Below are 26,722 nucleotides of genomic sequence, written 5' to 3' on the forward strand. Positions count from 1 at the left end.
GTGGGGGAGCGGTCGCCACCGGAAGAGGGCCGAGGTCCCGCCAACGCCGCTCTCGGCAGCGGCACTTGATGCCTCTGCCGCTCAGCGGGCCGCGTGGCGGCGGGCGGGCATCCCGTGGCCGACGCCGCCGGTCGGCGCAGGACGACGGGAGGGCGGGCGACGGCGGGGACAGCCATGGGGGGGGTGAGCACCCAGGGGGTCCGGCAGCCTCCATGCGGCACTACACCGGCACCGACACGACACCGGCACGCAGGAACGGAGCCGAGCCGATACGCGTGGCTCAACTGGAGCCCATGGCGGACCGGTTGGAAGAGCGCAGGCACCGTGGGCCCTGCTCGTGACCTCCCCGGCCGGGGCGGCGGGCGACGGCTCGTCGTGGCCGTCGCCCGCCGGCCCCGCCGGCCCTCGCGGGCGGGCACCGGTGGACCAACAGCTGGTGGGCAGACCCGTGGGTCACCGCCAGCGGCTGACTTCCACGTTCTCCAGGACGCCCAGCGCGTCGGGCACCAGGATGGCGGCCGAGTAGTAGGCCGTGACCAGGTACGAGATGATCGCCTGCTCGTCGATGCCCATGAAGCGCACGGACAGGCTCGGCTCGATCTCGTCCGGGATGCCCGACTGGCGCAGACCGATGACGCCCTGTTGGTCCTCGCCGGTACGCATGCAGATGATCGACGTCGTCCGCGTGTCACTCAGCGGGATCTTCCCGCAGGGGTAGATCGGCACTCCGCGCCAGGCCGGGAGGCGATGTCCGTCGATCTCGACGGACTCGGGCACGAGGCCGCGCTTGTTGCACTCACGGCCGAAGGCGGCGATCGCCTTGGGGTGGGCGAGGAAGAGCTTGGAGCCGCGGCGGCGCGAGAGCAGCTCGTCCATGTCGTCGGGGCTCGGCACGCCGTCGTGCGGCTGGATCCGCTGCCCGTAGTCGCAGTTGGTGAGCAGGCCGAACTCGGGGTTGTTGATGAGTTCGTGTTCCTGGCGCTCGCGCAGTGCCTCGACGGTCAGCCTGAGCTGGTGCTCGGTCTGGTTCATCGGCTGGTTGTAGAGGTCCGCGACCCGGCTGTGGACCTTCAGCACGGTCTGCGCGACGGAGAGTTCGTACTCGCGGGGCGAGCTCTCGTAGTCGACGTACGTGTGGGGGATGACCGCTTCGCCGATGTGGCCCGCGGAGAGGTCGATCGCCGCCTCGCCGTACTTGTTGGTCGCCCGGTCCGGCTGGTCGGAGAGGTCGCCGAGGTGTTGGTTCAGGCTCTCGGAGCGCTCGGCGAGGTTGAGGACGTCCGACCTGGTGAGCTCCAGCACCGTACAGGCCGTGGTGGCGCGGACGGTGTGCTCCCACTGGGCCTCGGGGTCCACCAGCGCGCGCTCACCGAAGTAGGCGCCGTCCGCGAGGAATCCCAGCTCCGTCTCGTCGCCGTACTGGCCGGTGCCGACCTTCGCCACCCTGCCGTGCGCCAGCAGGAACACCCGGTCGGTCGGCGACCCGGCGTTCGCGATGACCTCACCGGCGGCGAACTCGTGCTGCGCGCAGCGGTTCGCCAGCTCCGTCAGGGCTTCCTCGTCGTCGTAGTCGCGCAGTGCGGGCAGCTCGCTCAGCTCCGCGGGGATGACCTGTACGCGGCCGCCGGTCTGAATGAACTCGACCCGGCCGTCCCCGACGGTGTAGCTCAGCCGCCTGTTGACCCGGTACGTACCACCTTGCACCTGGACCCACGGCAGTTTCCGCAGCAGCCAACGGGAGCTGATCTCCTGCATCTGGGGGGCGGACTTGGTGGTGGTCGCCAAGTTCCGTGCGGCGGCTGTCCCGAGACTCTGCTGGCCACGCGTGGCCGCTCCTGCCGTCTCCGCACCCGTATCGACCGACATGACTCCCCAATCCCTGATTTACGCTGGCATTTCACCCTGGCATGCTGCGACTTCAGCGTGACAGAGGAAAGGGGAGCCGCCCATTCCCCAGACGGTGCATAGTGGAGCGCCCCGTTCGATAGGTGAGCGAGCGGGCCGCGGCGGCCGTAAACATGCCACGCGTAGATTTGGCGCAATCCCGCCACGGTCGGGAACGGCCTTGCTGACGTGCGTACTTGGGGAGGGGGCGGGCCGCGCTGGTGCGAGGGTGGATCACTGTGGGGCTCGCGTCACCACGCGAACCAGCCCGGGGTCGCCGTGTAGTCCTGCGGTGCGTAGTCGCACACGGCTCCGTCGAACGGCTCGGCCACGGTGAGGCGTTGCGCCTGCCGTTCGCCGGCAGCGTCCACGGTGTCGGCGGCCACCAGCAGTGCCAGGACGGTCACCAGACAGCCGGCGACGAGTCGGCGCGAGGCCACCGCGCCGCGGGAATCCGCGACGATCGCGCAGGCGATCGAGACGACCGGGGCGGCCGCGACGAGGGCCAGGGCGGTCAGCGTCAGGTGGTTCAGGTGGGCGGAGTGGTGGCACAGCGTATACCGGCGCCCCGTCCGCGCCCCCTGCCAGCGTTCCCAGAAGGCGATCGCGCCGAACAGACAGCCCGCGGCGACCAGTTGCCAGGAATGAAAGGTGTAGCGGTGCGTGGTGTCAGGTTCCGGTATGTCCGCGCCCGTGGTGGGTGTGCCGCCCATTGCTCCCCCTGTCCGATAGAGCCCGCACCCATGATTACGGGCGTCTTGCCATGGCCGATCAGGACCGTGCTCTCGACGCTCCGCCGGTCCCGCGCCGGTGGCTCAGGCCCCGGATCCGCTCGGCCGCGCCGCGGCCTTGAGGTCGTTGGTCACCATCACCTGGGCCAGCCTGGCCGCGATAGCGACGACGGACTCCCACGCGGGGGCCTGGATGTAGTCCTCGTCCGGGGCGTCCCGGCCCACGGCGGACTCCACGACGCCGTAGGCCTCTCCCAGCTGTCGCATCAGGGTGACCTCCTCCTCCGTGCGCAGACTCCGGCCCAGCCAGGGCGCGGGGTCGGCGGCGTCGCAGAAGTCGTCGAAAAGAACGGTGACCACGTAGGTCAGCGTCTCGAACTCCTCCCGGCACAGCCACACTTCTCGCTGCCACGAAGGGGTCGCGAGGGCGAGGACCGCCGGCACGAGATGGAGCCGGAAGACGGGGAATTCGATGCCGTGATCTGCCACTCCGTGAGTGTACTGATCCGTACTGATCCCCGAATCCCGGCTCTTGCCCGGCGCATCGTGGTCGGACGACAGCTCCGCACGCCCCCGGTGCGGCGCAACGGTTCACCGATCGCCAAAACCGTCCTCGGCGCCGCGGGCGGGCCAGTAGGCCCTGTCCTCGTATAGCTGCGGCCAGGTGGCGAGTAACGCTGAGTGATATTCCGGGCTGTCGTTTCCCCTTGTTGGCCGTCTCGTTGAGCTGAATGGGTGATCTCGGCGAGAGGGCGGGCGGGTGCGGCAGGATTGGGAGCCGGAAGACCTGATCGAGGTCTGGACGCCACTCGAAGACGACATGAAGAAGGTACGGACAAGTCGGGGGCGACCGGCTCGGGTTCGCGCTGCTGCTGAAGTTCTTCGAGGTGGAGGCCCGGTTCCCGGAGTCGGCCGGGGAGGTTCCGGCCGCCGCGGTGGAGTACGTGGCCCAGCAGGTGAAAGTGCCGGCGGAGGCGTGGGCGGCGTACGACTGGCAGGGTGATCGGATCAAGCGGCATCGCAAGGAGATCCGGGCTGCGTACGGATTCCGGCCGAACACCGAGGAGGACCAGGAACGGCTGGCCGGGTGGCTGACTGCTGAGCTGTGCCCGGTGGAGCTGTCGCGGGACCGGCTGGCGGCCGCGGTGGTGGCCCGCTGCCGGAACGACTGCATCGAGCCACCAGCTCCGGGACAGGTGAAGCGGTTGGTCGGCAAGGCGATCAGGGACTTCGAGGCGCAGTTTTGCCACAGCACGCTGGCCCGGCTCAGCCGCTCGACCTGCTCGCGGCTGGAGGAACTGATCGCAGGCGACACGGTCCAGGGAGTCGACGGCGCCGGATCCGTGGCCGGCGGCGGCCGGTCGCACTTCACCCCTGGACCCACGTGAATCCCTACGGCCGGTTCGAGCTGGACATGAGCAGACACCTCGACCTGGACCTGACCGACCGGGCCGCCGTGCCCGCGCCGCGCGCCCCCGAGGGCAGACCAGCGGCGGCCCCGGAGTGAGGAACTGGGGCTCGGATCGCCTACGAACAGCATCTGGCCACCAGCACCCTCGTCGCATAACGACGCGAACAGGTGTCCACTTCACTGGGCAAGGCCCGACCGGAACTTCATGGTTCCGCGCCTCACCGCGTCCATGGCAGATACCTCAGGTGGTCAGACCGGCGCTGGTCAGCCAGATGTGTTCGCATGTCGCCGACGCATCTTGGAGCTTCTCGCGGGATTCCTGTGAGGCGTGGTAGAAGGTCCGTTCGATCATCCAGCACAGGGCGCGTGCCATCGCCGGGGCCTGGTCCGGTGCAGTGCCGGCCTGGACGCCGGCGCGTTCCAGGACGGCGGTGATAGCCGCGATGAACAGGTCAGCCGTGTGGTTCCACAGCTCGCCGATCTCCGGCACGGTCAACGACAGGTCGATCGCCGTGCGCATGACCAGGCCGTGCTCATTCCACAACTCGACCGTGCGCTGCATGGCTGCGGCGATGGCCCGGCGCGGCTCGTCGGCCTCCGCGGTGGCCCTCGACCGCTCCCACAGGTGCTCGACGGTTCGGGCCACGAGTGCCGTGACCACTTCTTGCTTGGATCCGTAGTAGAAGTACAGCGCGCCGCGGGTGATGCCGGCGCCCTGGGCGATGTCGGCGACGGTCATGGCGTCGTAGCCCTTGTGCGCCAGCAGGGCCTCGCAGGTGTCGAGGATGGCCCGCTCCCGGGCGTCGCCCTTGCGCTCGGCGGCGCGACGGCTCCGCGCGGGGTGGTGGCCGGGCATCAGAGCTGCGCGCCGTCGGCGAAGTCGGTCGTACGGGAGAGTGTCTCCCATGCGCGGATGTCCTCGTCCACGGCCGTGCGGGCGGCGGTGACCAGTCGCAGCGCGTCCGAGCCCAGGACGAGGTGGGCCGGCGGGCGCTCGACCGAAGTGATGTGCACGAGGGCGTCCCCGGCTTTGGCTGGGTTGCCCAGCTGGTTGCCGCTGGCCTTCTGTCGCGCTTCGCGGATGGGGGTGAACAGCTCGTCGTAGTCATCGACGGTCCGCGCGGCGCGTGTCATGGACCGTCCGGCCCAGTCGGTGCGGAAGGAGCCGGGCTCGATCGCCGTCACGTGGATGCCGAACTGCGCGACTTCCTTGCCCAGCGCCTCGAGGATGCCTTCCAGGGCGAACTTGCTGCCACAGTAGGCGGACATGCCGGGCACGGCCATGAGCCCGCCCATGGAGGTGACGGCCATCAGGTGTCCGCGGCGACGTCGGCGCATGTGGGGCAGCGCCGCCCGCAGCGTGGCCACCGCCCCGAACACGTTGACCTCGAACTGCCGCCGCACCTCGGCCAGCGGGGTTTCCTCGAAGGTTCCCTCCAGGCCGTAGCCGGCGTTGGCGACGACGACATCCAAAGGGCCGACGCTCTGCTCCACCTCCGCGACCACACGGGGGACGGCGTCATCGTCCGTCACGTCCAGCAGGTAACCGTGAGCGTTACCGGGCCTGAGCCCTTCGAAGGCCCGCAGGTCCTCCTCGGAGCGGACTGTGCCGACGACGGTATGACCTGCGGCCAGGGCAGCCTCGGCGAAGGCACGTCCGAGGCCCGTGCTGACGCCGGTGATGAGCCAGTTCTGCTCTTGCACTGTTCCTCCAGAGAGGTCTTGCGAGGAGCCGGGCCGCTCCTTCACCAGAAAGTCTACACAGTGTCGATTTTTACCGTCACCATGTCGATTCTGGTAGTGCTCAAGGGATGGAGTACTCAAGGTCATCCGCGTGCCCCGCACCGCCCGAATCGGCGCCGCCAAGGCCCAGCAGCCAGGCCGTCAACCAGAACCGCACCCCGATCACCACAGGGACACCCAGCGAGAAGAGGACCCGGGCACCTCCAGCCGCCTCCACCCTCTCCAGCGCCCGAAGTTCCGAGCGCTCCTCGACTACGCCCGGCCCGGCGACACCGTGCACATCTCCGAGATGTTCCGCCTCGTACGCGGAACCGGCCACCTCCTTGACGTACTCGACGTCCTCCACCGCGACCGCCTTGCCCTGCGCATCCACGACGGGGCGTTCTCCGCGATGGATCTCACCGCCCGCCACCAGCGCACCGGAGAACCGCTGTCCACGGTGAAGTTCGTGGTACAGACCCTCGCGGCCGCCGGCGAACTCCAGCGCGACCTCCAGCGAGAGCTGACCTACGACGGACTGCGCGCCGCCGAGACCAAAGGCAACAAGGGAGGACGCCGCCCCGCTGTGGCGGCCGACGAGACCGGCGCCGTGCGCACCGCGTACCTGGAAGGCCGCTCCATCGCCGCCCTCGCCCGCGACCACGGTGTCAGCCGCGGCGCCATCCGCACAGCTGTAGCCGACCTCCTGCCCGAGCACACGGCCGCCGACCCTGACGCCTCCGCCCGGGAACTGCCGGTCACCCTCGACATGCCGGGCAAGGTCGCCGACTTCCTCCGCGCCGCCGAGCTGGACGACATCGAGCGGGCCGCGCTCGACCAGGGCGTGACCGTACGGCGCGGCCTGGGCTACACCCTGCGGGTCAGCGCCGTCCCCGGCGTGCACCGTCAGCTTCTTGACCGCTGCCAGCCGCTCGACGGCGGCCACGGCGCGGTCCCGGCTCAGCGCAAGGCCCGCCGCGAGTACGAGAACCGCGTCAGCGCGCTCGCACCGACCGGACCATGATCGTTCTCAGCGCCAGCCGCTGTAGCAGTCCCGAGGCTGTAAACGACGCTCGGCGCTGATAGACCGCCGAGACCGCAGCCCAGAACGCTACACAGGGCTACTCGCCACCTGGCCGTGGCTATACGAGGACAGGGCCCAGTAGTGTGACCGCATGATCACCTCATACGCGTGCCTCGACGACACCGAGGTCGCGATAGCGGCGGCGCGCGCCGGAGCGGACGTGGTGCGCGGCATGTATGGCGGGCGACTCGCCCGTGTGGACAAGGGTGCCGGGGACTTCGCCACCGCGGCCGACTTGGCGGCGGAGGAGGCCATCCTCGGCGTCATCCGTGCGGCACGGCCCGATGACGGGATGCTCGGCGAAGAGGGCGGCCGCCAGGGGGCCGCCGACTCCGCGCGGGAGTGGCTGGTGGATCCTCTGTGCGGCACCCTGAACTATGCCGTCGGGAACATGCTGGTGGCCGTCAACGTGGCGCTGCGCGGCGGGTCGGCGGCCGTGGCCGACCCGTTCGCGGACGAGGTCTTCGTTACCGACGGGCAGAGCGCCTGGGTGCGCCACGAGGGCTCCGACACGCCCCTCGCACCCACCCCGGCGACCCGGCTTGTGGACCTCAACCTGGACCCGCCCTTCCCCGGCGCCCCCGGGTTCCGTGCCGTGGACGTGCTGGCCCACGCCGGATTCGCGGCACGGTTCCGCCCGCGCGTGGTGTCCACGAGCCTGGCGCTGGCCTGGGTCGCGGCCGGCAAGCGGGCGGCGTACCTCACCGATGGGGGCGACCTGTCCGGGAGCGTGCACTTCGCCGCCGGAATAGCGTTGTGCCGGGCCGCCGGCTGTGTGGTCACCGGCATCGACGGGGCTCCCGTCGGCCCGCAGGGCCGGGGCCTCGTGGTGGCCGCCGACGCCGAGACCCACGGGCAGCTGATGTCGATCATCAAAGGGCGGGGCTGAGGCGCGCCCCGAAGTCCGGGCGTTCCGCCCTGCCTCGCCCCGGCGGGGTGAGCGGTCCGCGCATGCCGCTCAACGGGGCTTCGGCCGGGCGGAAACGCCCGGCACGGAGGGCGGCCGGGCGGAAACGCTCGGCGTGGAGGGCGGGCAGGCGTCGAGGGGGCGGCTGGTCACGTGCGCGGCGCCCAGCGCCGTGAAGGTGTAACACTGCGCCCAGCCGGAAGTCGCGACCTGCACCACGAGATCGGTGCGGTTGGCTTCGCGGGTCAGCGACAACGGGGGCCGGTCGCCCAGGACTTGGGCCACTTCCCGATCGGTGAGCACGCCATCGGCGTCGGCTCGTTCCAGGGCGCCCCTGAGCTGTTCGGCGGCCGACACGACAGAGTTCTTCCCGTCACGGTCATGCTCCGCCTGGACGTGGTGCAGCGTGAGGAAGATCCAGGCCAGCAGACCCACGGCGAGCAGGAAACAGACCAGAAGGATCATGCCGAGACAGCCGGCCGTCCGGGCGAGAGGCCCGGACGGCCGGCTGTCATGGCCTTGAGCGGCAGGAATCACCCGGTCATGTTCCCGTATAGCCCGTGTCCTTCAAGACCTTTTCCACGAAGTGCTCGTACCCCGATGTGCCCGCATTGTTGGGGTGGAAGGCCTCGCGGCTCAGGCAGGACTGACCGATGCCGGGCGCCGAGATGCATTTGGAGTAGGGGTCGCCCGGGTGAAAGTCTCCGTCACCGTTGGGCCCCAGCACGATCTTGTTGATCCACTCCTCGCTGTCACAGCCGCCGTGCCCGACGAACCAGTCGATCGGGTTGGCATACGTCACGTTGTAACCCATGCCCTTGAGCTCGTCCACCTCCTGTTTCTGGGAGGTGTCCATGTAGTTGGCGAGCGTGGCCAGAGCGGCCGCCTCGCTGCCGTCGAAGAACCAGGAGCCCGTGCACTTGACCGTACGGCTGAGCACCTCCGGATATCCGACCAGGACGACCCTGGCGTTCGGGGCACGCTGAGTGATGACCCGGAGGGTGTTGCCGATGTCCGTCTTCGTCTTGTCGATCAGTCCCTTGTATTTGGTGAGGAACTCGTCGGTGGCGCAGTTCGTCGGGAACGCGCAGTCGCTGACCGCGTCGACGAAGGCACCGTAGTTGTTGCCCCCGGCGGTGAGGGTCACCAGCGTGGTGTCCTTCGTCAGGACGCCGGAGTCGGTTTGCGGTATCTCCCGGAACTCGCCTTCGGCGGCGGAGACATCACCGGTCTGCCAGTAGGCGGTGGTGGCGCGTCCGTCGACCTCGGTCGACCAGGCGCCGGAACAGGCGACGAATCCCAGCTCCGCACTCGGACTGAAGTTGTCGGACAGTGTCGCCAGGTTCGCGGGCATGCCCGGCAGCACCAGCTTGCGCGGCCAGGCGTTGGCGCTGCGGCGACAGGCGTTCCAGTTGATGGTGCCGTGGTCCTGGTCGGTCGAGCTGTCGTACGCGCCCGCTCCCTCTCCGGAGGAGTAGGAGTCACCCAGGGAGGCCACGATGTGCTGCGGCTTGGCGGACAGCCACTGGAAACCGACCGCGTCCCAGGCGATGTCGTTGTCGGCCTGGCCCTCAGCGGTGTAGTTGGACAGCGTCACGCCCTGGAAGTCGGATCCGGCGGTGAAGTGGTAGATCCCCAGACTCACCCACTTGTTCTCGTGGGAAATGGCGTTGATGGTCCTGTTGTGGGTGGTGCCGTCACCCAGGTGGATGGTGTAGACGGCTTGCTGACTCGCGGATCCCGTGTCGGGCAGGTGCACCAGCACGCGAGTCCACGACGTGCGCTGGGAGTTGAGCTTCCAGGTGCCCGTCGCCGCCATCGTTCCGCCGGCAGTGCCCGGATTGATGTCGGGGTCGCTGACGCTCGCGGACGCTCCGTGGGCGAAGTCACGGGCGTGGGCGTACCAGAAGTGGTCGCCGAACCCGCCGCCGATCTGATGGAGATCACCCTTGGCCTCGTAGTGCCCCTGGGAGTCGGCGTTGAACTGGAGCCCGAAGGTGCCGGAGTTGGTCCAGCCCGTTTTGCCGCAGCCATCGGTGAACGTGGGAACGCTGCTGGGCACGTCGTCCACGATCGTGGCCCCCAGACCGGCGTTGTCGCACATCGTGCCCGGTCCGTTGTTGCCGTTGCCGAGTTCGGGCTTGAGCGTCTTGTAGGTCAGGTACTCGTGCCCGCAGCTGGTGGGGCAGTCGACCTTCCACGTGGTCTGCGCGGCGTGGTACCAGAACGGGGGGTCGCAGGTCGGCCCCTTGTGGTCGAGTTCGCAGCGCGGCGGGGCGGTGGGGTCGCAGGCGTTCTCCGTCGGCTTGCAGAAGACGTCGACGCCGGGTTTGACGGTGGAGCGGGTGGCGTCGGAGCTCCACCAGGCGGGGGAGTAGCCGGCGGTGTTGCCCTTGTTGGCGACGCCGGTGTCGGCATAGGAGCGGCCGGTGTCGATGGGCCAGGCGCCCCAGCCCAGGACCTTCTCCTCGTACGACCACTGCTGCGGATGGGCGGCGTCCGCGTAGCTGTTGCCGTCGAGGAAGGCGTGCCGGCTCACCGGGTAGATGGGGTTGGAGGGGTTGTTGAGGTATCCGAGGCCCCAGGGGGCGGTCGGGTTGGCCGGCTGGTAGTAGTTCATGCCGGAGTTGTAGTTCCACAGGGCGGCGAACCAGTTCTCCGGGGCCGCGGGGTCGTCGGTGTTCAGTTTGATGGCGTTGGGCTGGGGGCCGACGGTGTGGAGTTCGTTCCACTTCTGCGAGAGCGTCCGGGCGGCGACGGCGATGTTGGAGGTGTAGTCGAGCGCGATGGCCTTCTGCTGGGCGGCCGGCAGCTCGTTGGGATCGCCGGTCTTCATGCCGTCGGTCTGCTGTCCGATGCCGTATCCGCAGTCGGCCTTGGACCAGTCGATCTGCCAGTGGTCCTGGGGGTCCTTGGGGGCGCTGGGGTGGCCGTAGAAGCCGTTGGTGCTGGCCAGGGTCGAGCTGGTCTGGCCGGGCAGGGCGCCGCCTTCGGCCTGCCACAGGTTGGACTCCTGGGTCAGTACGCCGAGCAGGACCTGGGCGGGGATGCGGCCGCCGCTGGTTCCGGCGAGCGCGGGCAGCGGGAACATGCCCTGCGGGTCGACCGTGCCCAGGCCGTCGGCGGCGCGCCAGCCGCCCTGGCGGACGTAGGCGCTGGTGAGACTGCCCCGGATGGCCATGTCGGCGGCCCACTCGACCTGGTTGGGGGTCGGCTGGTAGGCCTGCTGCTTCGGGTCGTTGCGCGGCATGGAGCAGACGCGGTCGGTGTCGATGGTGGAGTTGGGGTCACCGGCCGCGGCCTTGGCGAGCCCGTTCGTGCCCTTCGCTCCTGCGGTCCGGGAACCACCGGTGAGGGCGGGCGAGGCGTTCTTGCCCGTGGCCTTGGGGGTCGCGCCGTCCTGGCCGGCGGTGAAGGTGATCTTCTTGCCGGTGGACGGCACCTCGGTGGTGACTTGCAGGGGCGCGGCCGCGTCCCACGCGGTGGCCGCGAGCGGGTTGCTGACGTGGCTGCGCAGGCTCTTGGAGACCGCCTGGTCGATGGCGAGGGCGCCGGTGGAGGACACCGTGGCGTCCGCGGCGACCTTCAGCCGTGTCACCGGTGCGGGCAGCGCGGTGGTGGAGGCGGGCGTGCCGGTGAGGAAGACCCGCCCGGACGTGCCGGCCGCGAGACCCACACTGCCCGTCGGCCCCTGGGCGAACGTGGTGGTGCGGCCCTTGATGGTGCGGTGGGCGCTGACCGTCCCGCCGGAACGGTCGAGGAAGCTGACGCCGCCTTCGCCGTCGGCCCGCAGCTGGAAGGCGGGGCCCGAGGTGGTGGTGAGTTCGGTGGCGTGGTCGCCGCGGTCGAAGGAGACCAGCCGGCCGGCGGCGGCGCCCACGACGGTGTCGCCGACGGGGACCGCCGAGGTGACCTGGAGGTTCTCGGTCTGCTGGTGCGTGACGGTGGCGGTCGTGGTGTCCACCGTCAACAGGCGGGTCTGCGTGTCCTGGTCGCCGCCGATCTGGGTCAGGACGGCGGACTCGCCCGAGCCGCAGCCCGGGTTGAAGTAGGCCAGCGTCACCGTGTCGGCCAGCTTGGTCACCTTGCCGTCGGTGAGGTCGACGACGGCGGCGAAGCCGCCGTGCTCCATCAGGTCGGGCTTGTTGGTGAAGTCGCGCGGGGCGTAGACGACGACGGCCCGCTTGCCGGATCCGGTCACGCACGCGTTCCCGATCCACAGGTCGGTGCCGAAGCCGGGCTCGGACAGCGTGGCCACCGAACGCCACTGGTAGGCCTTGTTGCTGTCGGCGGCCATCACATGCAGTCCGGAGCCGTCGCCGGCCACCGTCACCGCACGGTCGGCGGACTGCTTCCACGCCTTGGGCAGGACACCGTCCGGGGCGAGCACCCGGGAGGAGTCCTCCTGACGCGGCGGCTTCGGCTGCCCGGCCCCGCCCGCACCGTCCGGTGCCGCGGCGGGCGCCGTCCGTCCGGCCGGCTGTCCTGCCCAGGCCTGGCCGCCCTGGGTCGGACCGAGGACCGCCAGGGCGACCGTGGCCACGGCCAGGGGTATGCGTGCTCTGTGTTTCGATCTCAACGTTGCTCCACGACTGGGTGGGGGGGAATGTGGCGCGGGCCCCGCAGCGCGGCCTCTTCCGGCCCGCCCTGCTGGCCCATCGGGGGGACTATCGGGCCGTAGCGGCCGCGGACGCCTTGCCGACCATGTCCTTGTTGGCCTCTCGCACCCCGTTCAGGGCCGCCTGGTTCGCCTTGATGGCCTTCGTCTGAAGGGCCGCCTCCGCGTCGAACCACGTCTTCTCCACGTGGGCCCGGGTACGGCACGCGACATCGGCCGTGGCCGTCGCGATTTCCAGGTCCGTCACGGTGCGGGGGTCGTTGAAGCGCGGGTCGTCGTTCGCGTCCATGGGTTTGGCGTACGCGTAGCCCTTGCCCTTCATGCAGGCGGACCACTGCGCGAAGGCCGCCGTCACCTTCGGGTCCTTCGCGGACTGCACGTACGAGTCGCCCTTGATCCGCTCCACCAGGTCCGACGACGTCACGGCGGGCACGGTGGCACCGGCCGACTGGGCGCACCCCTGCAACGTGGCCGGGTCGGCACCGGACTTGTCCACCGCGCCGGCCATCATGGCCCGGTCGTAGGCCTGTTGCTCGGCGGCGTCGGGGTGGTAGCCGCGCTTCGCCACCTGGGCGGCGTCGTGGATCCCGTACCGCCAGTCCGTCACGGTCTTGCCGCCGAGGACGGGAAGGTCGGGCGCCGGAACCCACTTCGGGAAACCGGCCCTCTTCATGCAGGCGGCGATCACGCTGTCCCGGGTGCTGCCCACCAGGCGTGCGTCGGCCCTGGAGACCAGGTAGGTCTCGATGGGCAGCCGCCACGACGCGGGATCATCCGGATCACCCGCCGCCGACGGCGCCGCCGGAGCGCCATCGGCACGCGGCTCCGCCCCGGCCACCGGACTGCCGCTCCTGGAGGACGAGTTGGCGGACAGCGCCCCCACAGTGACGGCCCCCACCGCCGCCGCGGCCATCACCGGAATCGCTATGCGTACCAGCGTCCTGCTGGGATTCATTCCTTTTCTCCCCTGTTCTTGTCCACGGACGGAAACGGTGAGGTCGGCATCAGGAGGTCCACTGGAATGACGCGTTCTCGTTGTAGACATTCCGGAAGCGATCGTCGTTCTGCTGGGGGCCGATCGCGTCCTGGTTCCCCTTGTAGCCGCTGTTGTAATACACCCGGGCGGTCCACTTGTTGTGGGTGTTGTCGGCGGAGGCCGCATTGTTCTTGATGTGCTGGGCGGAGCCGGCCGCGCCGCCTCCGCAGAACAGCAACGGGTGGACATGACCGTCGCCCGGCCGCAGCGCGTCGAAGTCGTAGACGCTGTAGCCGATGTTCCGGTACGAACCGCCCTCGCCCGAGTTGTAGTAGATGTGGAATGCGAACGGCGAGTTGTACGGGGCTCCGCACAGGACCGAGTTGCTTTCTCCCAGGTTCAACGTGTCGCCGTCCGGCGGCATGGGCACCGGGGTGTCCGCCACCGCGGGGCCTGCCAGGAGCAGCGCCGCCGCCAGGCCGGCCAGCGCCGATATCGCTCTGCGCATGTCTGTTCGTTCCCTCTCGGTAGGAAAAGTGTGCTGCCCCGCGCAATGGAGGAAGCAAGCGGCTTCCTTTTCCAAGAGCCCCTTCACCGGGCGGAAGTCGCCGGTTCCTCGTGGCCGGGCCGGTTGCACATTCCTGACCGTGGCGCATGGGGGAGCGGCCAAACGGTAGCCGTCGCCCAGGAAAGTAGGAACGGCCTGAAAGAACCGGCGTGGCCGACATCGCCCGTTGCCCTCCGGCAGCGGCGGCACCCATTCCGCTGCCGGTCGCAGGCATGGCCTGCACCGATTCCGATGGGGGTGGAGTGACGTATGGGGCGAACTATTCATTCCGATGGGCCGAGAACTGGCTTATTCCGCCCCCGTCGAAGGGCCTACGGCAGAACCGTCGCCGCCGGCGGCGTCCACCGATGGGTGCGGGGCACCGCGTTGGGGATTCCGTAGTCCTTCTTGAGTTTTTCAGGGATCGCGTAGTGCATGACGCGCCCCCGGGTCAGGGAGGACAGCTCGAAGACGGCGGTGAGGTGGCCGATGCGGTCGAGCGCCCAGGCTCCGAACGGCGAACGGTCCTCGATGGTTTCCAGGACGCCCAGCAGGTGCGGGACGGCCTTGACCACCGTGTCCCAGGGCGTGCGGGACACCTGGAGCCAGTCCGCGCAGATGTCTCCGACGAGATGGCGGATGAGCGCGGAGACGATCGGGTCGAAGAACGTCCCCGGGACGATCTCCTCGTACAGGTCGACGAGTTGGCGGGTCAGCTCCGCACCCTCGTCGGAGGGACCCATGTGCCGGAGCATGTACCGGTCGAGGAACGCGCGGGCCTCGTCGAGGGACGTGGGAACCGCGTCCTGGTCGACGCCGAGCATGGCGCCGACCACGCGCCACGCGTAGTAATAGGCCTCCGCGCCCTCCGTCGACATGTGGATGCCGAGCCGGTGCAGGCTGTCGAGGACGAGCATGGAGAAGAACATCTGCCCGCCGATCAGATCCTCCTGACAGATCGGCGTGCCGAGCGCGTCGACGTCCCAACGGTTCTCACGGATGAGGTGATGACGGATGGACGCGTGCAGGAGACGGACCTTCTGCGCCGCCGGAATGAAGCGTCCGCCGGCTTCGAAGGCGTCGGGCTGCATCAGGTAGACGGTGAACTGCCCGGTCTCCGCCATCCGCTTCGACGGATACTTCAGGCCGTGGGTCGCCGACAGCAGCTTCGCCACATGCGGGACGACATAGCAGGCCGGCATGGCGGCGAAGGAGAGTGCGGTGGAGATGTGCACGTTGTTGTCGATGAAGAACAGCCGCGCCTTCTCCATCTCGTCCCAGTCCACCCACGCGGGCGGAACACTCGTGGCGTGCAGGTACTCGCGGGCGACGGCCGGCAGGCCGTCCGGCAGCGGGGCGCCGGTCGTGGACACGTAGCGCATCAACGTGTTGAAGGTGCCCACCTCCCCGCGCGCGAAGAGTTCGGCGACCGTGGCGTCGGCGAGTTCGTCACCGGCCGTCCGCAGAGCGTTCATCGAGGCCTCGGTGCAGATCATGGCGGGGCTCCTTCAAGGAATACGGGACTGCGCTGCGGCGGAGTCAGGACACGCGGACCGCCGCGGAGTGCGCCAGCGTCGTCAGGGCGGTGGCCGCCGGCGCCGGTACCTGGAGGTCGTGGAGCACGCCGAGGGCCTCTTCGACACGTGCGCCGATCATGTGCTCCACGCGGTCGGGGGCACCGATGCGGCGCATCGTCGCGCGGACCGTGTCCAGGCCCTCCCGGTCGAGATCGATCCGGCCCAGCAGCGTGCGCAACAGCTCCCGCTCGGCTCCGTCGGCCAGGCGCCAGGTCTCGGCGAGCAGGGCGGTGGGCCGCTGACCGCGTACGTCGTCGGCGTTGGCCTTGCCGGTGTGCCCGGGGTCGCCGAACAGGCCGAGCAGATCGTCCCGCAGCTGAAACGCCTCGCCGAGCGGCAGCCCGTACGCGCAGTAGCCCTCGCGCAGCCGGGCACCCGCGCCGGCCAGGGCGCCACCGATCAACAGGGGCTGTTCCACGGTGTACTTGGCGGTCTTGTAGCGGACCACTTTCAGGGACGCCGTGGTGTCCGGCTCGGCACCGGTCCGCAGGATCTCCAGGCACTCGCCCGCGATGAGTTCGCGCGCCATCACCCACCACAGCGGGCGGGCACGCGCCAGATACGCGGCCGGCAGACCGCTGGTGGTGAACAGCTGTCCCGCCAGGGCCATCAGCAGGTCGCCCACCAGCATCGCCAGTGACCTCGCCGCCGGGTCGGCCCGAGGGCCCCGACGTACGGCGCCGCGCAGGGCGATGTGCGCGGTGGGCCGCCCGTGACGCAGCGGGCTGTCGTCGATGAGGTCGTCGTGTACGACGGCCGCGGCGTGCACCAGCTCCATGGAGGCCGCCGCCCGTACCAGTGCGTCGCTGTCGGGCTGCCCCGCAGCACGCCAACCCCAGTAGCAGAACGCCGCGCGCAGCCGTTTGCCGTCCGCGAGCGCCGTCTCCATCTGCTCGGCCACCGGGTCGAGGAGCGGATCGATCGCCGCGAAACGGTCGGCCTCCTCGGCGACGAACCCGCTCACGACGTCATCGACACGGGACTTGAACGCGGCCGGGTCCCACCGCTCAGACGTCATCGTCCGCCGTCCGGGCCACGACGCGCCGGGCGAGGATTTCGAGATGGGCCGGAGGCACATCGCCGTACCGGCCGAGGACCAGGCGCCCCCGCGCCATCAAGTCGTGCTCGGCCTCCGCTGCCAGGTCGGCGGCGTCCGAGCGGCGCAGCAGTCCCCGGACGGTTCCCAGGGCGGTGGCCGCCGTACTCACCGCCAGATCCGCGAGTCCGGCGGCCAGCAGCACCGCCCGCCGGTCCATCCCCGAGGGCCGTCCAGGTTCCTGCGTCATGCCCATGTCCTCCGCTGTCCTCCGCCCGCTCGGTCGGCGCCCGTCCCGCCCGCTCCGTGTCGCCGATCATGACGGTGCAGCAGGCGCGAAGTGGGAGGAACTCACGATCGAGTGATCGGATCGCTCTTCCGTACGGGTGCGGATGCGGCGGCACCGGATCCGGCGGTGCGATCATGTGATCGTTCGGGATCGTGTGTGGTTCGCGGCGCTGCCCATCCGGCTGCCGGATCCGAGATCGGAGTCGCATGATGAAAGCTGTGCGTTTCAGCGCGTTCGGGGGACCCGAGGTCCTTGAGATCGTGGATCTGCCCGCGCCGCGTCCGGGGCGGGGCGAGGTCCGGATCGCGGTGCGCGCGGCCGGCGTCAATCCGAGCGACTGGAAGAAGCGTCAGGGCCTGATGGACGAGGAACTCCCGCAGACCTTGGGCTACGAGGCCGCCGGTGTCGTCGACGAAATCGGCGAGGGCGTCGTGGACGTCGCCGTCGGTGACCGCGTGTTCGGCTTCTGCGAACAGGGTGCGGCCCAGGCCGAGTCTGCGGTGCTGTCCCCCTACGCGCCGATTCCGCCGGCGCTTGGCTTCCCGGGCGCCGCAGCCCTTCCGGCCGCCATCGAGACGGCCACGCGCGCACTCGACCGGCTCGGTGTCGTGCACGGCGCCACCCTGCTCGTCAACGGCGCTTCAGGAGGGGTCGGCAGCGCCGCCGTGCAGCTCGCCGTGGTCCGTGGCGCCCGCGTGATCGGCACCGCGGGCCCTGCGAACCACGCCTACCTCCGCTCCCTTGGCGCCGAGCCCGTCGCCTATGGCGAGGGGCTCGTGGAGCGGGTTCGCACGCTCGCGTCCGACGGCGTCGATCTCGCGCTCGATGTCGCGGGGAGTGGCGTACTGCCCGAACTCATCGAGCTCGCCGGCGGCCCCGCCAACGTCGTGACGATCGCGGACTTCGCCGGCGCGCGGCGCCACGGGGTCGTGTTCAGCCGTGGGGACGACGGCCGCGCGGTCCATGTGCTCGCCGAGATCGGACAGCTGATCGAGGCGGGACACTTCGCACTTCCGGTCCCCCGCACATACGCGCTCACCGACGTCGCCCAGGCGCACCGCGTCGGCGAGAACGGTCAAGTGCGGGGGAAAATCGTGCTGTTGGTGAACTGAGCCACCCTGGTTGAGCAGCGATGGGCGTCGAATGGTGGTCCGGGACGAGGGAAGCGCTTCGCCCGCGGGCCCGGTTCCGGGTCACAGGCAGGCGAGGAGACCTTCGAGCGGAGGCGGCGTCAGATCGGGGGCGAGCGCTTCGACGAGCAGATGGCCGTAGCGGATCTTGCGGCCCTTCTTCGTACTCAGGAAGCGCCGCGTCTGCTGGTGCCGGGACCGGCCGTGCTGAGCGGGCTGGCGCCGGAAGGTCTGCCAGGCCCGCAGATCGCCCTCGGCCCGTACGACCTCCTCCACCCGCGCGGTGCCCAGCGCCCGGATGAGTTCGTCCTCCAGATCCCGCTCGCACACGAAGAACGCGTCGAGCGCTGCCCCCGCCTCCCGCAGGGCGCGCTCGTAGAAGCGCCGCTCACCCGCGTCGCAGAGCCCAACAAGGCGCAGGGCAAGGCCGGTTGGACCCACCAGGTTGGCGTAGCGGCCCACGCTCATCGCTCCGCCCATCGATACGACGCAGATGCCCTCGGCCGCAAGGTCGCGTCCGCGCAGCTCCGCGAGCGTCTCCACGGCGGCCACATCGCTCGGGCCCTCCACGAGCATGGCCGTCCGCACCCGCAGCCGCTCGGCGAGATCGCTCGCCGCCTCGCCGCTGCCACCGCTCGCCCAGTCACTGAGCGCGTTCTGGAACGCCCGCATGTCCGCCATGGAGCGAGTCTGCACCTACGGTGAGGGTGACTGCTCGCCCTTTTCGACGCCGGCTCAGCTCATGGTGACGTCGTCGTACGGAGATGTGGAAGACCCCGAACCCGCCCTCACCGCTCCGGATCTGCACATGGTGATGTGCTGTGCGCTGTGCACCATTACCTGTACGCCGTGCTGAGCTGCGCTGTATATGGGGAGTCGAACCCCCGCGTTGCTCTTCACGCGCCACGGGTGGGCCGGAAAACCGCCGGCCCTCGGCGTGTGCACGCCTCCGGAGCAGCTACCTGCTCCACATCGTCACGATCCGCCGGACCGCTCAGTCCAGCAGGTCGACCTCCCAGTTCGCGCGCTGGATCCGTACGTCGACCTCGCGGATCTCCTTGGCGAGCAGGTCCGCCCGCGCGCGCAGTTCCGCGACCGGGAGCGCGGAGAGCATCATGAGCTCGGAGCGCAGCTGCCGGCCGTATCCCCGGTCACCCGTGCCCGCTGCCGCGTCCGCTGCCGAGGTGATCACCGAGTGGCGCAGGCGCAGGACGTCCCGGCGCGCCAGGGCGTCGGTCAGTGTGCCGTCCTGACCCATCTCCACCGTGGAGTTGGTCCGGTTGATCCGGCGGATCAACGCTTCGAGCGTCGCCAGCACCTCGTCGGACTCGGCCAGCAATTCGGTGGCGTTCTCGGCGGGAGTCTCCCCCTCCTGGTAACGCGCGCTCCCCACGACGCGTGCCCGCAACTGCTCCACGCGGCGTGTCGCCTCCGCGCGTTCTGCCAGTGCCTCAGCGAGCTTCACCGGCCCCACCTCCCCTCTCTTCGCTCTTCGTGCTCGAACGAGTATATGGATGCCTACCTGGGGGAACGCCACCGGATTTGGACCGGCGAGGGCCGCGCAGTGCTCGGCCGGTTCGCGGTTCCAGCGGGGCGTGTCGATCATCATGGCCTTGTGCGAACCGGCCAACCGCGCTGCCGGACATTCCTTCGGGTCGGCGCCGGCGGCCGCTGCTTCAGGGGAGGGTGGCGCGCGCCGGCTCACGTACCGATGCCGCCACATGGTCACGGAACCAGCGGTGCCCGGGGTCGCCGGAGTTGCGCGGGTGCCAGGCCATGCCGAGGTCGAGCGGCGCCACGTCGAGGGGAATGGGGAAGGTGCGCAGCCCGAGTGCGGACGTGGCGTCGGGCAGCCAGCCGGGGAGGGTGAGCGCGACGAGGTCGCTTTCGCGGGCCAGGAGCATCGCGCTCGTGTGGGTGGGCACCACCACGGCGATCCGACGGCGAAGGCCCTGCTCGGCGAGGGCGCTGTCGATGGGACCCAGGCGCTTGCCGAGGCGGGAGATGCCGATGTGGTCGACCGCCGCGAAGGCGCGGACATCGATCGGGCGGTCGAAGAGCGGATGCCCGGCGCGGGCGATGCCGACCAGAGGCAAGCGGGTGAGCGGCCGCGTCAGGATCTCGGGGTCGAGATGCCCGAGGACGCCCAGCTCGATGTCGACCGTGCCCTGCCGCAAAGCGGGCCCGCCCTCGCCGGACTCCGGCAGGAAGACCACGTCCACGTGGGGGGCCTCGGCCTTCATCCGGTCGGTCAGGGTCCCTGCGAGGCCGACGAGGAGCAGCTCCGCGGCCTGCAGCGTGAAGGTGCGCTGAAGGTGCACGGCCTCGAACCCGGCCCCGGGCCGCAGGACATTGTCGCAGCCGCGCAGCAACGCGCCCACCTCGTCGCGCAGTTCAAGAGCGCGCGGGGTGGGCACCATGCCCTGGCCCGCACGCACCAGCAGGGGGTCACCGACGGTCCTGCGGAGCCTCGCCAGGGAGCGGCTGACCACCGCCGGTGAGGTACCGAGACGCTCGGCGGCTCGGCTCACGCTGTTCTCCTGGAGCAGCGCGTCCAGGACACGCAGCAGATTGAGATCCATTGGGAAGCTCCTGAACTGCATTTTTACGTTTGAGTCAACTATTGCGTGCCTATCTTTGCATTGTTGCGAGGGTCTTGGGCGGCGAGAGTGATGGAGTCAGCGCGAACGCCTGACAACCCCTCGGTTCGATCAAGGAGTTCCCATGCCGCAGTCCGCGCGCGCCGACCGTGAGGGCGACGTTCTGGCCGTGGTGAGCCAGAGCGGACCCACGGTCTCGTTCTTCGACGCCGCCTCGGACCGCCACCTCGACACCCTCGAAGTCCCGTGCTCACCGCATGAGTTGTGCTTCGACCCCACCCAGCGGCTGCTGTGGTGCACGACCGCCTACGCATCGGGCTACTACCACGCGAACAGCGGCCGGCGCACCGAGCTGACCGTCATCGACCCCGACACCCGCCGCATCGTCGAGATCATCGACCTCGCCCCGGAACACGGGCCCCACGGATTGGCGCTCGACACCGTGCGCAAGCGCCTCTACGTCAGCGTGGAGGGTTCGGCGCAGCGCCCCGGCGGCGTCGTCGTCATCGACACGCAGACCCGGCGCCCGCTGGGCCGGATCGACACGGACGCGCCCGGCCCGCACTGGTTCGTCATCGACGCCGCGGGACGGAACGGCTACGCCGCCAACAAGGAGGCGCCGTTCGTCTCGGTCGTCGACCTCGAAGGAGGCGTGCTCACCGCGAAGGTCGAAGTGCCCGGGAGCGAAGGGATCGCCGTCTCGCCCGACGGGACGCTCGTCTACGTCGCCGCGCCGTACGGAGGTTCCTTCGACGCCGACCCCGCAGAGCGACCGGCGACCGGGGTCCGCGTCATCGACACCCGCACCAACGAGGTCGTCGCCACCCTGCCCACCCAGGACATCGTCCTGCCGGTCCACATGACGTCGACAGGCAAGCTGCTCGTCGCCGAGATGCGCAGCGAACTCGACCCGGCGTCCGCTCTGGGACGCCACACACCCGGCACGCTCACGGTGTTCTCGGGCCACACCCACGAGCAGCTGGGCCAACTGGACGTGGGACTGTGCCCGTTGACCATCTGCTCGTCGCCGGACGGCCGCATCGGGTACGTCGCGTGCGTCGCCTCCTCCACCGTCGACATCGTCGACCTGGACACGCTGAGCACCATCGGCCGCCTCGACATCGCCATGCGCGGGGAGGCGGGCGCCCACGGGCTCGCCTACATCCCGCGCCCCGCGTGACGTCCCGCACCCGCTACACCCTCCGCGACAGAAGGATTCACATGTACGTCATCACCGCCCCCACCAGCACGATCGGCCGCGACGTCGTCGCCGGCCTGCTCGACCGGGGCACCCCCTTGCGGCTCGTCGTCCGGGACGCCGAGCGGCTCGCACCCGAGGTGCGCGAACGCGTCGAGGTCGTCGAGGGTTCCCACGGCGACCCCGCCGTCATCGACCGGGCGTGCACGGGCGCCGAGGCCGTGTTCTGGCTCGCGCCGGGCGACTCGTCGGCGTCGAGCGTCCACGCCGCGTACGTCGACTTCACCCGGCCCGCCTGCGAGGCGTTCGTACGCCACGGCGTCCGCCGGGTGGTGGGCATCTCCGCGCTCGGCCGGGGCACGCCGCAGGCCGCGCACGCCGGCCCGGTGACCGCGTCCCTGGCGATGGACGATCTGATCGGAGCCTCCGGCGTCCCCTACCGGGCGGTCACCTGCCCCTCGTTCATGCACAACCTGCTGCACCAGGTCGGCGCGCTGAAGGAGCAGGGCATGTTCTTCCTGATGGCGGACCCGGATCTGAAGTCCCCGATGGTCGCCTCGCGCGACATCGCCGCCACCGCCACGCGCCTGCTGCTCGACGACTCGTGGGGCGGATCCGGCGAGGTCGCCTGCCTCGGCCCGGAGGACCTGACGCCCACCGACATGGCCGAGACCCTCTCCGACGTCCTCGGCAGGAGCATCGGCTACCGGCAGGTTCCCGGTGAGGCGCTCAAGGAGCGCCTCACCGGCTTCGGTTCGAGCGAGGCGATGGCACAGGCGATGGTCGACATGTTCGACGCCAAGAACCAGGGCATGGACAAGGCCGAGCCGCGCACGGCGGAGTCGACGACCGCGACCACGTTCCGGCAATGGTGCGAGGAGGCCGTCAAGCCGGCCGTGCTCTCCTGACCACCGCCCCGCAGCGCCCGGGGCCCCGCGACCGGACACGGGAAACCGTGGACCGTGCGGGGCCGGGGCGCCGCCGGGCACCGTGCGGGCACGCGGCGGCCGGACGCGGTCGGCGGGATGGGCGGTCAGTCCGCCTCGGCCTCGATCAGGCAGTAAGGGGCGGCTTCCGTCAGCGGCGTGACCGACGTGACGGACAGCCGCGCCCCGCGGCACACCGTCTCGAAATCCTGCCGGGTGCGCTCCCTGCCGCCCACGTTCACCAGCATGTTGAGATCGCTCAGACAGGTGATTCCGCCGTCGAGGGCATGGCCGTCGGCGTCGGTGCCGACGGACTCGGGGAGCACCGGCTCCACGATCAGAACGCGGCCGCCGGCCGGCAGCACCTCCCGGCAGTGGCGCAGGATCGTGACCGCCTGATCGTCCGACCAGTCGTGCAGCACGCTCTTGATCAGGTACAGGTCCGAGCCCTCGGGGACGGCAAGGAAGAAGTCCCCGGCGACAAGAGCGCACCGATCCGCCAGCCCGTGCTCGTGCAGGGTCGCCGGCGCCTGCGCGAGCCCTTCCACCGTGTCGTGCACGACGCCGGTGAGGCGTGGGTGCACGCTCAGGATCCCGGCCAGGACGGTTCCCGCTCCGCCGCCGATGTCGGTGACCGAACGGAACCGGCCGAAGTCGTAGGCGTGCGGCAGCGCGAGCGCGGCCGCACCCGAGGCCTGGCTCATCGCCGCGTTGAACGCCGCCGACAATTGCGGGTGTTGGGCGAGATGGCTGAAGAAGTCCGTGCCGAAGACCCCGTCGAACGCGACCTCCCCGGTGCGGACGCTGTCGTCCAGGTGCTCCCAGGCCCGGATGGCCACCGGGTCGGTGAACACCCGCACGAAAGAGGTGAGCGAGTGAGGATGGCGGGGGTCGAGGAGCGCACCCGCGGGCGTCGTCGAGTAGGACCCGGGGGAGTCCTGTTCGAGCATGCCGAGAGCGGCCAGGGCGCGCAGCAGCCGGGTCATGTGCCGCGGCTCGGTGCCCGCTTCGGCGGCGATGTCGTCCCCGCGCCGTGGCGCCTCGCCCACCAGCTCGAACACCCTCAGCCGTACGGCCGCCCGCAGGGTCTGCGCCGCCATGCTTCCGAAGGCCGTCCGGACGATCAGATGGCGGTCGGCCGCCGCGTCTGCTGCTCGGGTCTCGGTGGTTGTCACGTGTGTCTGCCTCTCGTCGTCGTCCGGTGGGCATGCGAGCCGTAACGGTCCGGGCCACGGTCAGCCGCCGGGTGTCGCCCGGGACACCAGGGCGCCGGGCGTGCACCCCGCGAAGGCCAGTACGTCACGGTGGAGATGGGGCTGGTCGGCGTATCCGCACGCGAGGGCGACGTCGCCGGGGCTCGTGCCCGCGCACAGCGCTCGGGCGGCTCGGTCGAAGCGCACCAGCATGGCCGCCCGCTTGGGCGTCATCCCCACTTGGGCGGTGAACCTGGACCACAACCGCTTCCGGCTCCATCCGCAGTACGCCGCGAGGTCGTCGACCCGTACGCGGCCTCCACTGGCCACGATGTGAGCCCAGACGGCCGCGACTTCGGGCGCCATCGAGGGCGCCCGCTCGGCTCGCCCGCGCAGGAACGCGTCCATGAGCGGAAGGCGTTCCCGCCACGACGACAGGTCCGCCAACCGCTCGCGCAGCTGCCGCTCGTGCCGCCCCCACAGCTCCTCAAGTGCCGTCACAGAGCTGGCCAGTTCGCCCGGAGAGGCGCCCAGCAGCGCATACGCGGCCGGAGGCGAGAGGTGCATCTCGATGCACTCGACGCGTTCGCCCCTGATGCGGGCCGCACCCGGTATCGGCGACGCGGCGAAGCTCGCCAGGGGCCGGTTTCCGCGGGCACCCTCGATGGTGAACGGGGCGTCCCCGAGCCCGATGACGACCACCACGGCGGGCCGCGGAAGCACCAGCTTGTCGAGACCGGCCGCGACGCGGTCGCGGAACCCCGCCATCCGGACGCCGTGGAGGGAGGCGCCACCGAGAGGGCGGGCGACCTCCCAGCCCTTCTCGGTATCGCGTTCCCAGGGCGTGGACCCCGTGCCGTAGCTGCGCATGCCCCCAGAGTCCCGGACCGCGGCGGTCCTGTCTTGGACGAAAGTTCCCGCGGGCCGGCGGACTTCCGCCCGTCCCAGCCGGGTTGTCGCCGCCGGCCGGCCGGACCATCACCGTGGCGCCCACTCACGTGACACGGCGACACGCCGCGCAGCCGCATGCGCCGCGCGCGGCGGAGCACCAGGGAAAGTTGTCGCACGTACGCCGCGCACCGGATGCCGATGCCGGTGCCGGTGCTCCGGCAGCACTCCGCACATCGCACATCGCTGGTGCGGAACCACCGACGACGCACAGGTACCCATGAACTCAAAGAGGCGGGGGCCCGAACAACCGGGCCGCCGAAGTCGCGGATTCGGTTCGGGAAGCGTGGAGACCGAACGCATGGTGCGGGCGCTGCTGCGCCGGCGCAAGAAGTCGCTGCATCCCGACGACGTGAAGGTCGCCGACAAGCCCGCCGTCCGGCGCGCCGTGTCGGCCGCCGCGCTCGGCAACACGATGGAGTGGTTCGACTTCGGTGTCTACGCCTACGTCGCCGCCACGCTCGGCAAGGTCTTCTTCCCGTCGAGCTCACCGGGCGCCCAGGTCATCTCGACGTTCGCGACGTTCGCCGCGGCGTTCCTGGTCCGGCCGATCGGCGGCCTCGTGTTCGGGCCGCTCGGCGACCGGGTCGGACGCCAGAAGGTCCTCGCCGTCACCATGATCATGATGGCGATCAGCACCTTCGCCGTGGGCTTCCTGCCCGGCTACAAGTCGATCGGCCTCGCCGCGCCCGTCCTGCTGCTCCTGTGCCGGCTGGTCCAGGGCTTCTCCACCGGCGGCGAGTACGCCGGAGCCACCACCTACATCGCCGAGTACTCACCCGACCGGATCCGGGGCTTCCTCGGCAGCTGGCTCGACTTCGGCACCTTCATCGGATACTCCCTCGGCTCCGGCCTGGTCACGGTCCTGACCGGTGTCCTCTCCGAGGACCAGATGGTCGACTGGGGATGGCGGATCCCGTTCTACGTCGCGGGACCGCTCGGCCTCATCGGGCTCTACATGCGGCTCAGGCTCGACGAGACACCCGCGTTCCAGGAGGCGGAGGAACGGGGACGGCAGGCGGCGGCCCGGAGCGGGCCCACCTCCGAGGAGGACGAGCGGCTGGAACAGGCCCGCATGTCGGGGAAGGGGCGCCTCAAGGAGGTCTTCACCCACCACTGGCAGGCCATGCTCGTCTGCATCGGGCTCGTCCTGCTCTACAACGTCACCAACTACATGGTGACGTCCTATCTGCCGACCTACATGAGCTCGACCCTCGGCGAATCCGAACTCACCGCCCAGCTCCTCGTGCTCGGCACCATGGTGCTCGTCGTCCTCTCCATCACCGCGGTCGGCCGCTCCTCGGACCGCTTCGGGCGCCGGCCGCTGTTCCTGTGGGGCGGGATCGCGATGGTGGTGTTCTCGATCCCGGTCTTCCAGCTCATCCGGCAGGGCGGCATCGTGTTCCCCGCGATCGGCTGCGCCGTGCTCGGGCTGTTCCTGGTGTGCTTCGCGGGGACGAGCGCGGCGACCCTGCCCGCCCTCTTCCCCACGCATCTGCGCTACGGCGGCCTTTCGCTCGCGTTCAACTTCTCCGTGTCCCTGTTCGGCGGCACCACCCCCCTGGTGGCGTCCGCCCTGGTGAACGCGACCGGCAACGAACTCGTACCCGCCTACTACCTCATGGCCGCGGGCGTGATCGGCGTGATCTCGGCCCTGTTCCTGCGCGAGACCGCGGGCCTGCCCCTGCGGGGCTCGTCGGCCATGGTCGAATCGGAGGAGGAGGCGCGCGAGTTGGTCGCGCGCAGCCGTACGCACGCGGGGCGCCGTGCGCGTGACGTCTGGCTCCAACTGCGCCAGGGGCACCTGCCGCACCTGCCCCACCGCTCCGAGAAGTGGGACGACAAGGACCGGCGCGACTGAGCCGGTGGCCGGCCGGGCGCCACGACCGGGGCCCGGCCGGGAGGCGGTGCGGCGCGCCCGGCGCGCGGGGGCGGTACGGGCGGT

The 26,722-nt window shown here is 70.3% G+C and carries 24 protein-coding genes and 1 pseudogene; 8 read left to right on the top strand and 17 right to left on the bottom strand.

The features are described 5' to 3' along the window. Positions 1 to 453 precede the first annotated feature (453 nt). The 3 genes from OG432_RS33370 to OG432_RS33380 form a co-directional block, all read right to left on the bottom strand. On the bottom strand, positions 454 to 1,866 hold the full coding sequence (locus OG432_RS33370) for a family 2B encapsulin nanocompartment shell protein (protein WP_328314691.1): 1,413 nt from the start codon (positions 1,864 to 1,866) through the stop codon (positions 454 to 456). A 269-nt stretch (positions 1,867 to 2,135) separates the two neighbouring features. After that, on the bottom strand, positions 2,136 to 2,597 hold the full coding sequence (locus OG432_RS33375; RefSeq protein WP_328314692.1) for a hypothetical protein: 462 nt from the start codon (positions 2,595 to 2,597) through the stop codon (positions 2,136 to 2,138). Positions 2,598 to 2,699: 102 nt separating this feature from the next. Further along, positions 2,700 to 3,104, bottom strand: a complete 405-nt coding sequence (locus OG432_RS33380; protein ID WP_328314693.1) for an SCO4402 family protein — start codon at positions 3,102 to 3,104, stop codon at positions 2,700 to 2,702. Between the two features lie 371 nt (positions 3,105 to 3,475). Here OG432_RS33380 and OG432_RS33385 point away from each other — a divergent pair. Continuing rightward, positions 3,476 to 4,003 (top strand): annotated as a pseudogene (locus tag OG432_RS33385) (DUF4158 domain-containing protein); the annotation flags it as partial. Then, the gene (locus OG432_RS33390) at positions 4,000 to 4,122 is read left to right on the top strand and encodes a hypothetical protein (RefSeq protein WP_328314695.1); all 123 of its coding nucleotides are present in this window, start codon (positions 4,000 to 4,002) and stop codon (positions 4,120 to 4,122) included. The pseudogene OG432_RS33385 and the gene OG432_RS33390, both read left to right, overlap by 4 nt. Before the next feature lie 145 nt (positions 4,123 to 4,267). Here OG432_RS33390 and OG432_RS33395 read toward each other — a convergent pair whose 3' ends face one another. Both OG432_RS33395 and OG432_RS33400 read right to left on the bottom strand, forming a co-directional pair. After that, positions 4,268 to 4,882, bottom strand: coding sequence for a TetR/AcrR family transcriptional regulator (locus tag OG432_RS33395; protein ID WP_328315349.1), 615 nt, complete (start codon positions 4,880 to 4,882; stop codon positions 4,268 to 4,270). Continuing rightward, positions 4,882 to 5,730, bottom strand: a complete 849-nt coding sequence (locus OG432_RS33400) for an oxidoreductase (protein ID WP_328314696.1) — start codon at positions 5,728 to 5,730, stop codon at positions 4,882 to 4,884. Before OG432_RS33400 ends, OG432_RS33395 begins: the two co-directional genes overlap by 1 nt. A gap of 130 nt (positions 5,731 to 5,860) precedes the next feature. On the opposite strand from OG432_RS33400, the gene OG432_RS33405 reads away from it, so the two are divergent. Continuing rightward, entirely contained in the window at positions 5,861 to 6,772 is a 912-nt protein-coding gene (locus OG432_RS33405) for a recombinase family protein (protein WP_328314697.1), read from the top strand. 151 nt (positions 6,773 to 6,923) lie between these two features. Beyond that, complete coding sequence (locus OG432_RS33410; RefSeq protein ID WP_328314698.1) at positions 6,924 to 7,721, top strand: inositol monophosphatase family protein; 798 nt, start codon at positions 6,924 to 6,926, stop codon at positions 7,719 to 7,721. 69 nt (positions 7,722 to 7,790) lie between these two features. On the opposite strand, the gene OG432_RS33415 is transcribed toward OG432_RS33410, so the two are convergent. The 7 genes from OG432_RS33415 to OG432_RS33445 form a co-directional block, all read right to left on the bottom strand. Further along, the gene (locus tag OG432_RS33415) at positions 7,791 to 8,204 is read right to left on the bottom strand and encodes a hypothetical protein (RefSeq protein ID WP_328314699.1); all 414 of its coding nucleotides are present in this window, start codon (positions 8,202 to 8,204) and stop codon (positions 7,791 to 7,793) included. Positions 8,205 to 8,280: 76 nt separating this feature from the next. Continuing rightward, positions 8,281 to 12,282: a golvesin C-terminal-like domain-containing protein gene (locus tag OG432_RS33420; RefSeq protein WP_328314700.1), complete on the bottom strand. Its 4,002-nt coding sequence runs from the start codon at positions 12,280 to 12,282 to the stop codon at positions 8,281 to 8,283. A gap of 124 nt (positions 12,283 to 12,406) precedes the next feature. Beyond that, a complete protein-coding gene (locus OG432_RS33425; protein ID WP_328314701.1) occupies positions 12,407 to 13,312 on the bottom strand; it encodes a hypothetical protein in 906 nt (301 codons plus the stop codon). A gap of 49 nt (positions 13,313 to 13,361) precedes the next feature. Beyond that, on the bottom strand, positions 13,362 to 13,841 hold the full coding sequence (locus tag OG432_RS33430; RefSeq protein ID WP_328314702.1) for a hypothetical protein: 480 nt from the start codon (positions 13,839 to 13,841) through the stop codon (positions 13,362 to 13,364). 371 nt (positions 13,842 to 14,212) lie between these two features. Beyond that, positions 14,213 to 15,376: an oxygenase MpaB family protein gene (locus tag OG432_RS33435; RefSeq protein WP_328314703.1), complete on the bottom strand. Its 1,164-nt coding sequence runs from the start codon at positions 15,374 to 15,376 to the stop codon at positions 14,213 to 14,215. 43 nt (positions 15,377 to 15,419) lie between these two features. Then, complete coding sequence (locus OG432_RS33440; protein ID WP_328314704.1) at positions 15,420 to 16,475, bottom strand: polyprenyl synthetase family protein; 1,056 nt, start codon at positions 16,473 to 16,475, stop codon at positions 15,420 to 15,422. Then, on the bottom strand, positions 16,465 to 16,743 hold the full coding sequence (locus tag OG432_RS33445; RefSeq protein ID WP_328314705.1) for a polyprenyl synthetase: 279 nt from the start codon (positions 16,741 to 16,743) through the stop codon (positions 16,465 to 16,467). Before OG432_RS33445 ends, OG432_RS33440 begins: the two co-directional genes overlap by 11 nt. Before the next feature lie 248 nt (positions 16,744 to 16,991). Between OG432_RS33445 and OG432_RS33450 the strand changes: the two genes are divergently transcribed. Then, positions 16,992 to 17,894: an NADP-dependent oxidoreductase gene (locus tag OG432_RS33450; protein ID WP_328315350.1), complete on the top strand. Its 903-nt coding sequence runs from the start codon at positions 16,992 to 16,994 to the stop codon at positions 17,892 to 17,894. A gap of 81 nt (positions 17,895 to 17,975) precedes the next feature. Here the strand turns inward: OG432_RS33450 and OG432_RS33455 are convergent, their stop codons facing one another. From OG432_RS33455 to OG432_RS33465, 3 genes are all read right to left on the bottom strand, one after another. Then, a complete protein-coding gene (locus OG432_RS33455) occupies positions 17,976 to 18,593 on the bottom strand; it encodes a TOPRIM nucleotidyl transferase/hydrolase domain-containing protein (RefSeq protein WP_328314706.1) in 618 nt (205 codons plus the stop codon). Between the two features lie 313 nt (positions 18,594 to 18,906). Further along, positions 18,907 to 19,377 carry a DIP1984 family protein gene (locus tag OG432_RS33460; protein ID WP_328314707.1) on the bottom strand — a complete coding sequence of 157 codons (471 nt, stop codon included), beginning with the start codon at positions 19,375 to 19,377 and terminating at the stop codon, positions 18,907 to 18,909. 211 nt (positions 19,378 to 19,588) lie between these two features. After that, a complete protein-coding gene (locus tag OG432_RS33465; protein WP_328314708.1) occupies positions 19,589 to 20,494 on the bottom strand; it encodes a LysR family transcriptional regulator in 906 nt (301 codons plus the stop codon). Positions 20,495 to 20,636: 142 nt separating this feature from the next. On the opposite strand from OG432_RS33465, the gene OG432_RS33470 reads away from it, so the two are divergent. Both OG432_RS33470 and OG432_RS33475 read left to right on the top strand, forming a co-directional pair. Further along, complete coding sequence (locus OG432_RS33470; RefSeq protein ID WP_328314709.1) at positions 20,637 to 21,692, top strand: YncE family protein; 1,056 nt, start codon at positions 20,637 to 20,639, stop codon at positions 21,690 to 21,692. 41 nt (positions 21,693 to 21,733) lie between these two features. Continuing rightward, entirely contained in the window at positions 21,734 to 22,618 is an 885-nt protein-coding gene (locus OG432_RS33475; RefSeq protein ID WP_328314710.1) for an NAD(P)H-binding protein, read from the top strand. Positions 22,619 to 22,743: 125 nt separating this feature from the next. Here the strand turns inward: OG432_RS33475 and OG432_RS33480 are convergent, their stop codons facing one another. Together OG432_RS33480 and OG432_RS33485 are read right to left on the bottom strand one after the other, a co-directional pair. After that, complete coding sequence (locus tag OG432_RS33480) at positions 22,744 to 23,811, bottom strand: methyltransferase (protein ID WP_443058525.1); 1,068 nt, start codon at positions 23,809 to 23,811, stop codon at positions 22,744 to 22,746. Positions 23,812 to 23,871: 60 nt separating this feature from the next. Beyond that, entirely contained in the window at positions 23,872 to 24,699 is an 828-nt protein-coding gene (locus OG432_RS33485) for a helix-turn-helix domain-containing protein (protein ID WP_328314711.1), read from the bottom strand. 379 nt (positions 24,700 to 25,078) lie between these two features. On the opposite strand from OG432_RS33485, the gene proP reads away from it, so the two are divergent. Continuing rightward, the gene (proP, locus tag OG432_RS33490; protein ID WP_328315352.1) at positions 25,079 to 26,638 is read left to right on the top strand and encodes a glycine betaine/L-proline transporter ProP; all 1,560 of its coding nucleotides are present in this window, start codon (positions 25,079 to 25,081) and stop codon (positions 26,636 to 26,638) included. Positions 26,639 to 26,722 lie beyond the last annotated feature (84 nt).

This window comes from Streptomyces sp. NBC_00442, from assembly GCF_036014195.1.
In the GTDB taxonomy this organism is placed as follows: Bacteria; Actinomycetota; Actinomycetes; order Streptomycetales; family Streptomycetaceae; genus Streptomyces.

Coding starts and splice junctions, on each gene's coding strand:
- OG432_RS33470 (WP_328314709.1), top strand. CDS start 20,637: ATGCCGCAGTCCGCGCGCGCCGACCGTGAGGGCGACGTTCTGGCCGTG.
- OG432_RS33425 (WP_328314701.1), bottom strand. CDS start 13,312: ATGAATCCCAGCAGGACGCTGGTACGCATAGCGATTCCGGTGATGGCC.
- OG432_RS33430 (WP_328314702.1), bottom strand. CDS start 13,841: ATGCGCAGAGCGATATCGGCGCTGGCCGGCCTGGCGGCGGCGCTGCTC.
- OG432_RS33395 (WP_328315349.1), bottom strand. CDS start 4,882: ATGCCCGGCCACCACCCCGCGCGGAGCCGTCGCGCCGCCGAGCGCAAG.
- OG432_RS33435 (WP_328314703.1), bottom strand. CDS start 15,376: ATGATCTGCACCGAGGCCTCGATGAACGCTCTGCGGACGGCCGGTGAC.
- OG432_RS33415 (WP_328314699.1), bottom strand. CDS start 8,204: ATGATCCTTCTGGTCTGTTTCCTGCTCGCCGTGGGTCTGCTGGCCTGG.
- OG432_RS33450 (WP_328315350.1), top strand. CDS start 16,992: ATGAAAGCTGTGCGTTTCAGCGCGTTCGGGGGACCCGAGGTCCTTGAG.
- OG432_RS33465 (WP_328314708.1), bottom strand. CDS start 20,494: ATGGATCTCAATCTGCTGCGTGTCCTGGACGCGCTGCTCCAGGAGAAC.
- OG432_RS33485 (WP_328314711.1), bottom strand. CDS start 24,699: ATGCGCAGCTACGGCACGGGGTCCACGCCCTGGGAACGCGATACCGAG.
- OG432_RS33375 (WP_328314692.1), bottom strand. CDS start 2,597: ATGGGCGGCACACCCACCACGGGCGCGGACATACCGGAACCTGACACC.
- OG432_RS33455 (WP_328314706.1), bottom strand. CDS start 18,593: ATGGCGGACATGCGGGCGTTCCAGAACGCGCTCAGTGACTGGGCGAGC.
- OG432_RS33440 (WP_328314704.1), bottom strand. CDS start 16,475: ATGACGTCTGAGCGGTGGGACCCGGCCGCGTTCAAGTCCCGTGTCGAT.
- OG432_RS33445 (WP_328314705.1), bottom strand. CDS start 16,743: ATGACGCAGGAACCTGGACGGCCCTCGGGGATGGACCGGCGGGCGGTG.
- OG432_RS33475 (WP_328314710.1), top strand. CDS start 21,734: ATGTACGTCATCACCGCCCCCACCAGCACGATCGGCCGCGACGTCGTC.
- OG432_RS33410 (WP_328314698.1), top strand. CDS start 6,924: ATGATCACCTCATACGCGTGCCTCGACGACACCGAGGTCGCGATAGCG.
- proP (WP_328315352.1), top strand. CDS start 25,079: ATGGTGCGGGCGCTGCTGCGCCGGCGCAAGAAGTCGCTGCATCCCGAC.
- OG432_RS33370 (WP_328314691.1), bottom strand. CDS start 1,866: ATGTCGGTCGATACGGGTGCGGAGACGGCAGGAGCGGCCACGCGTGGC.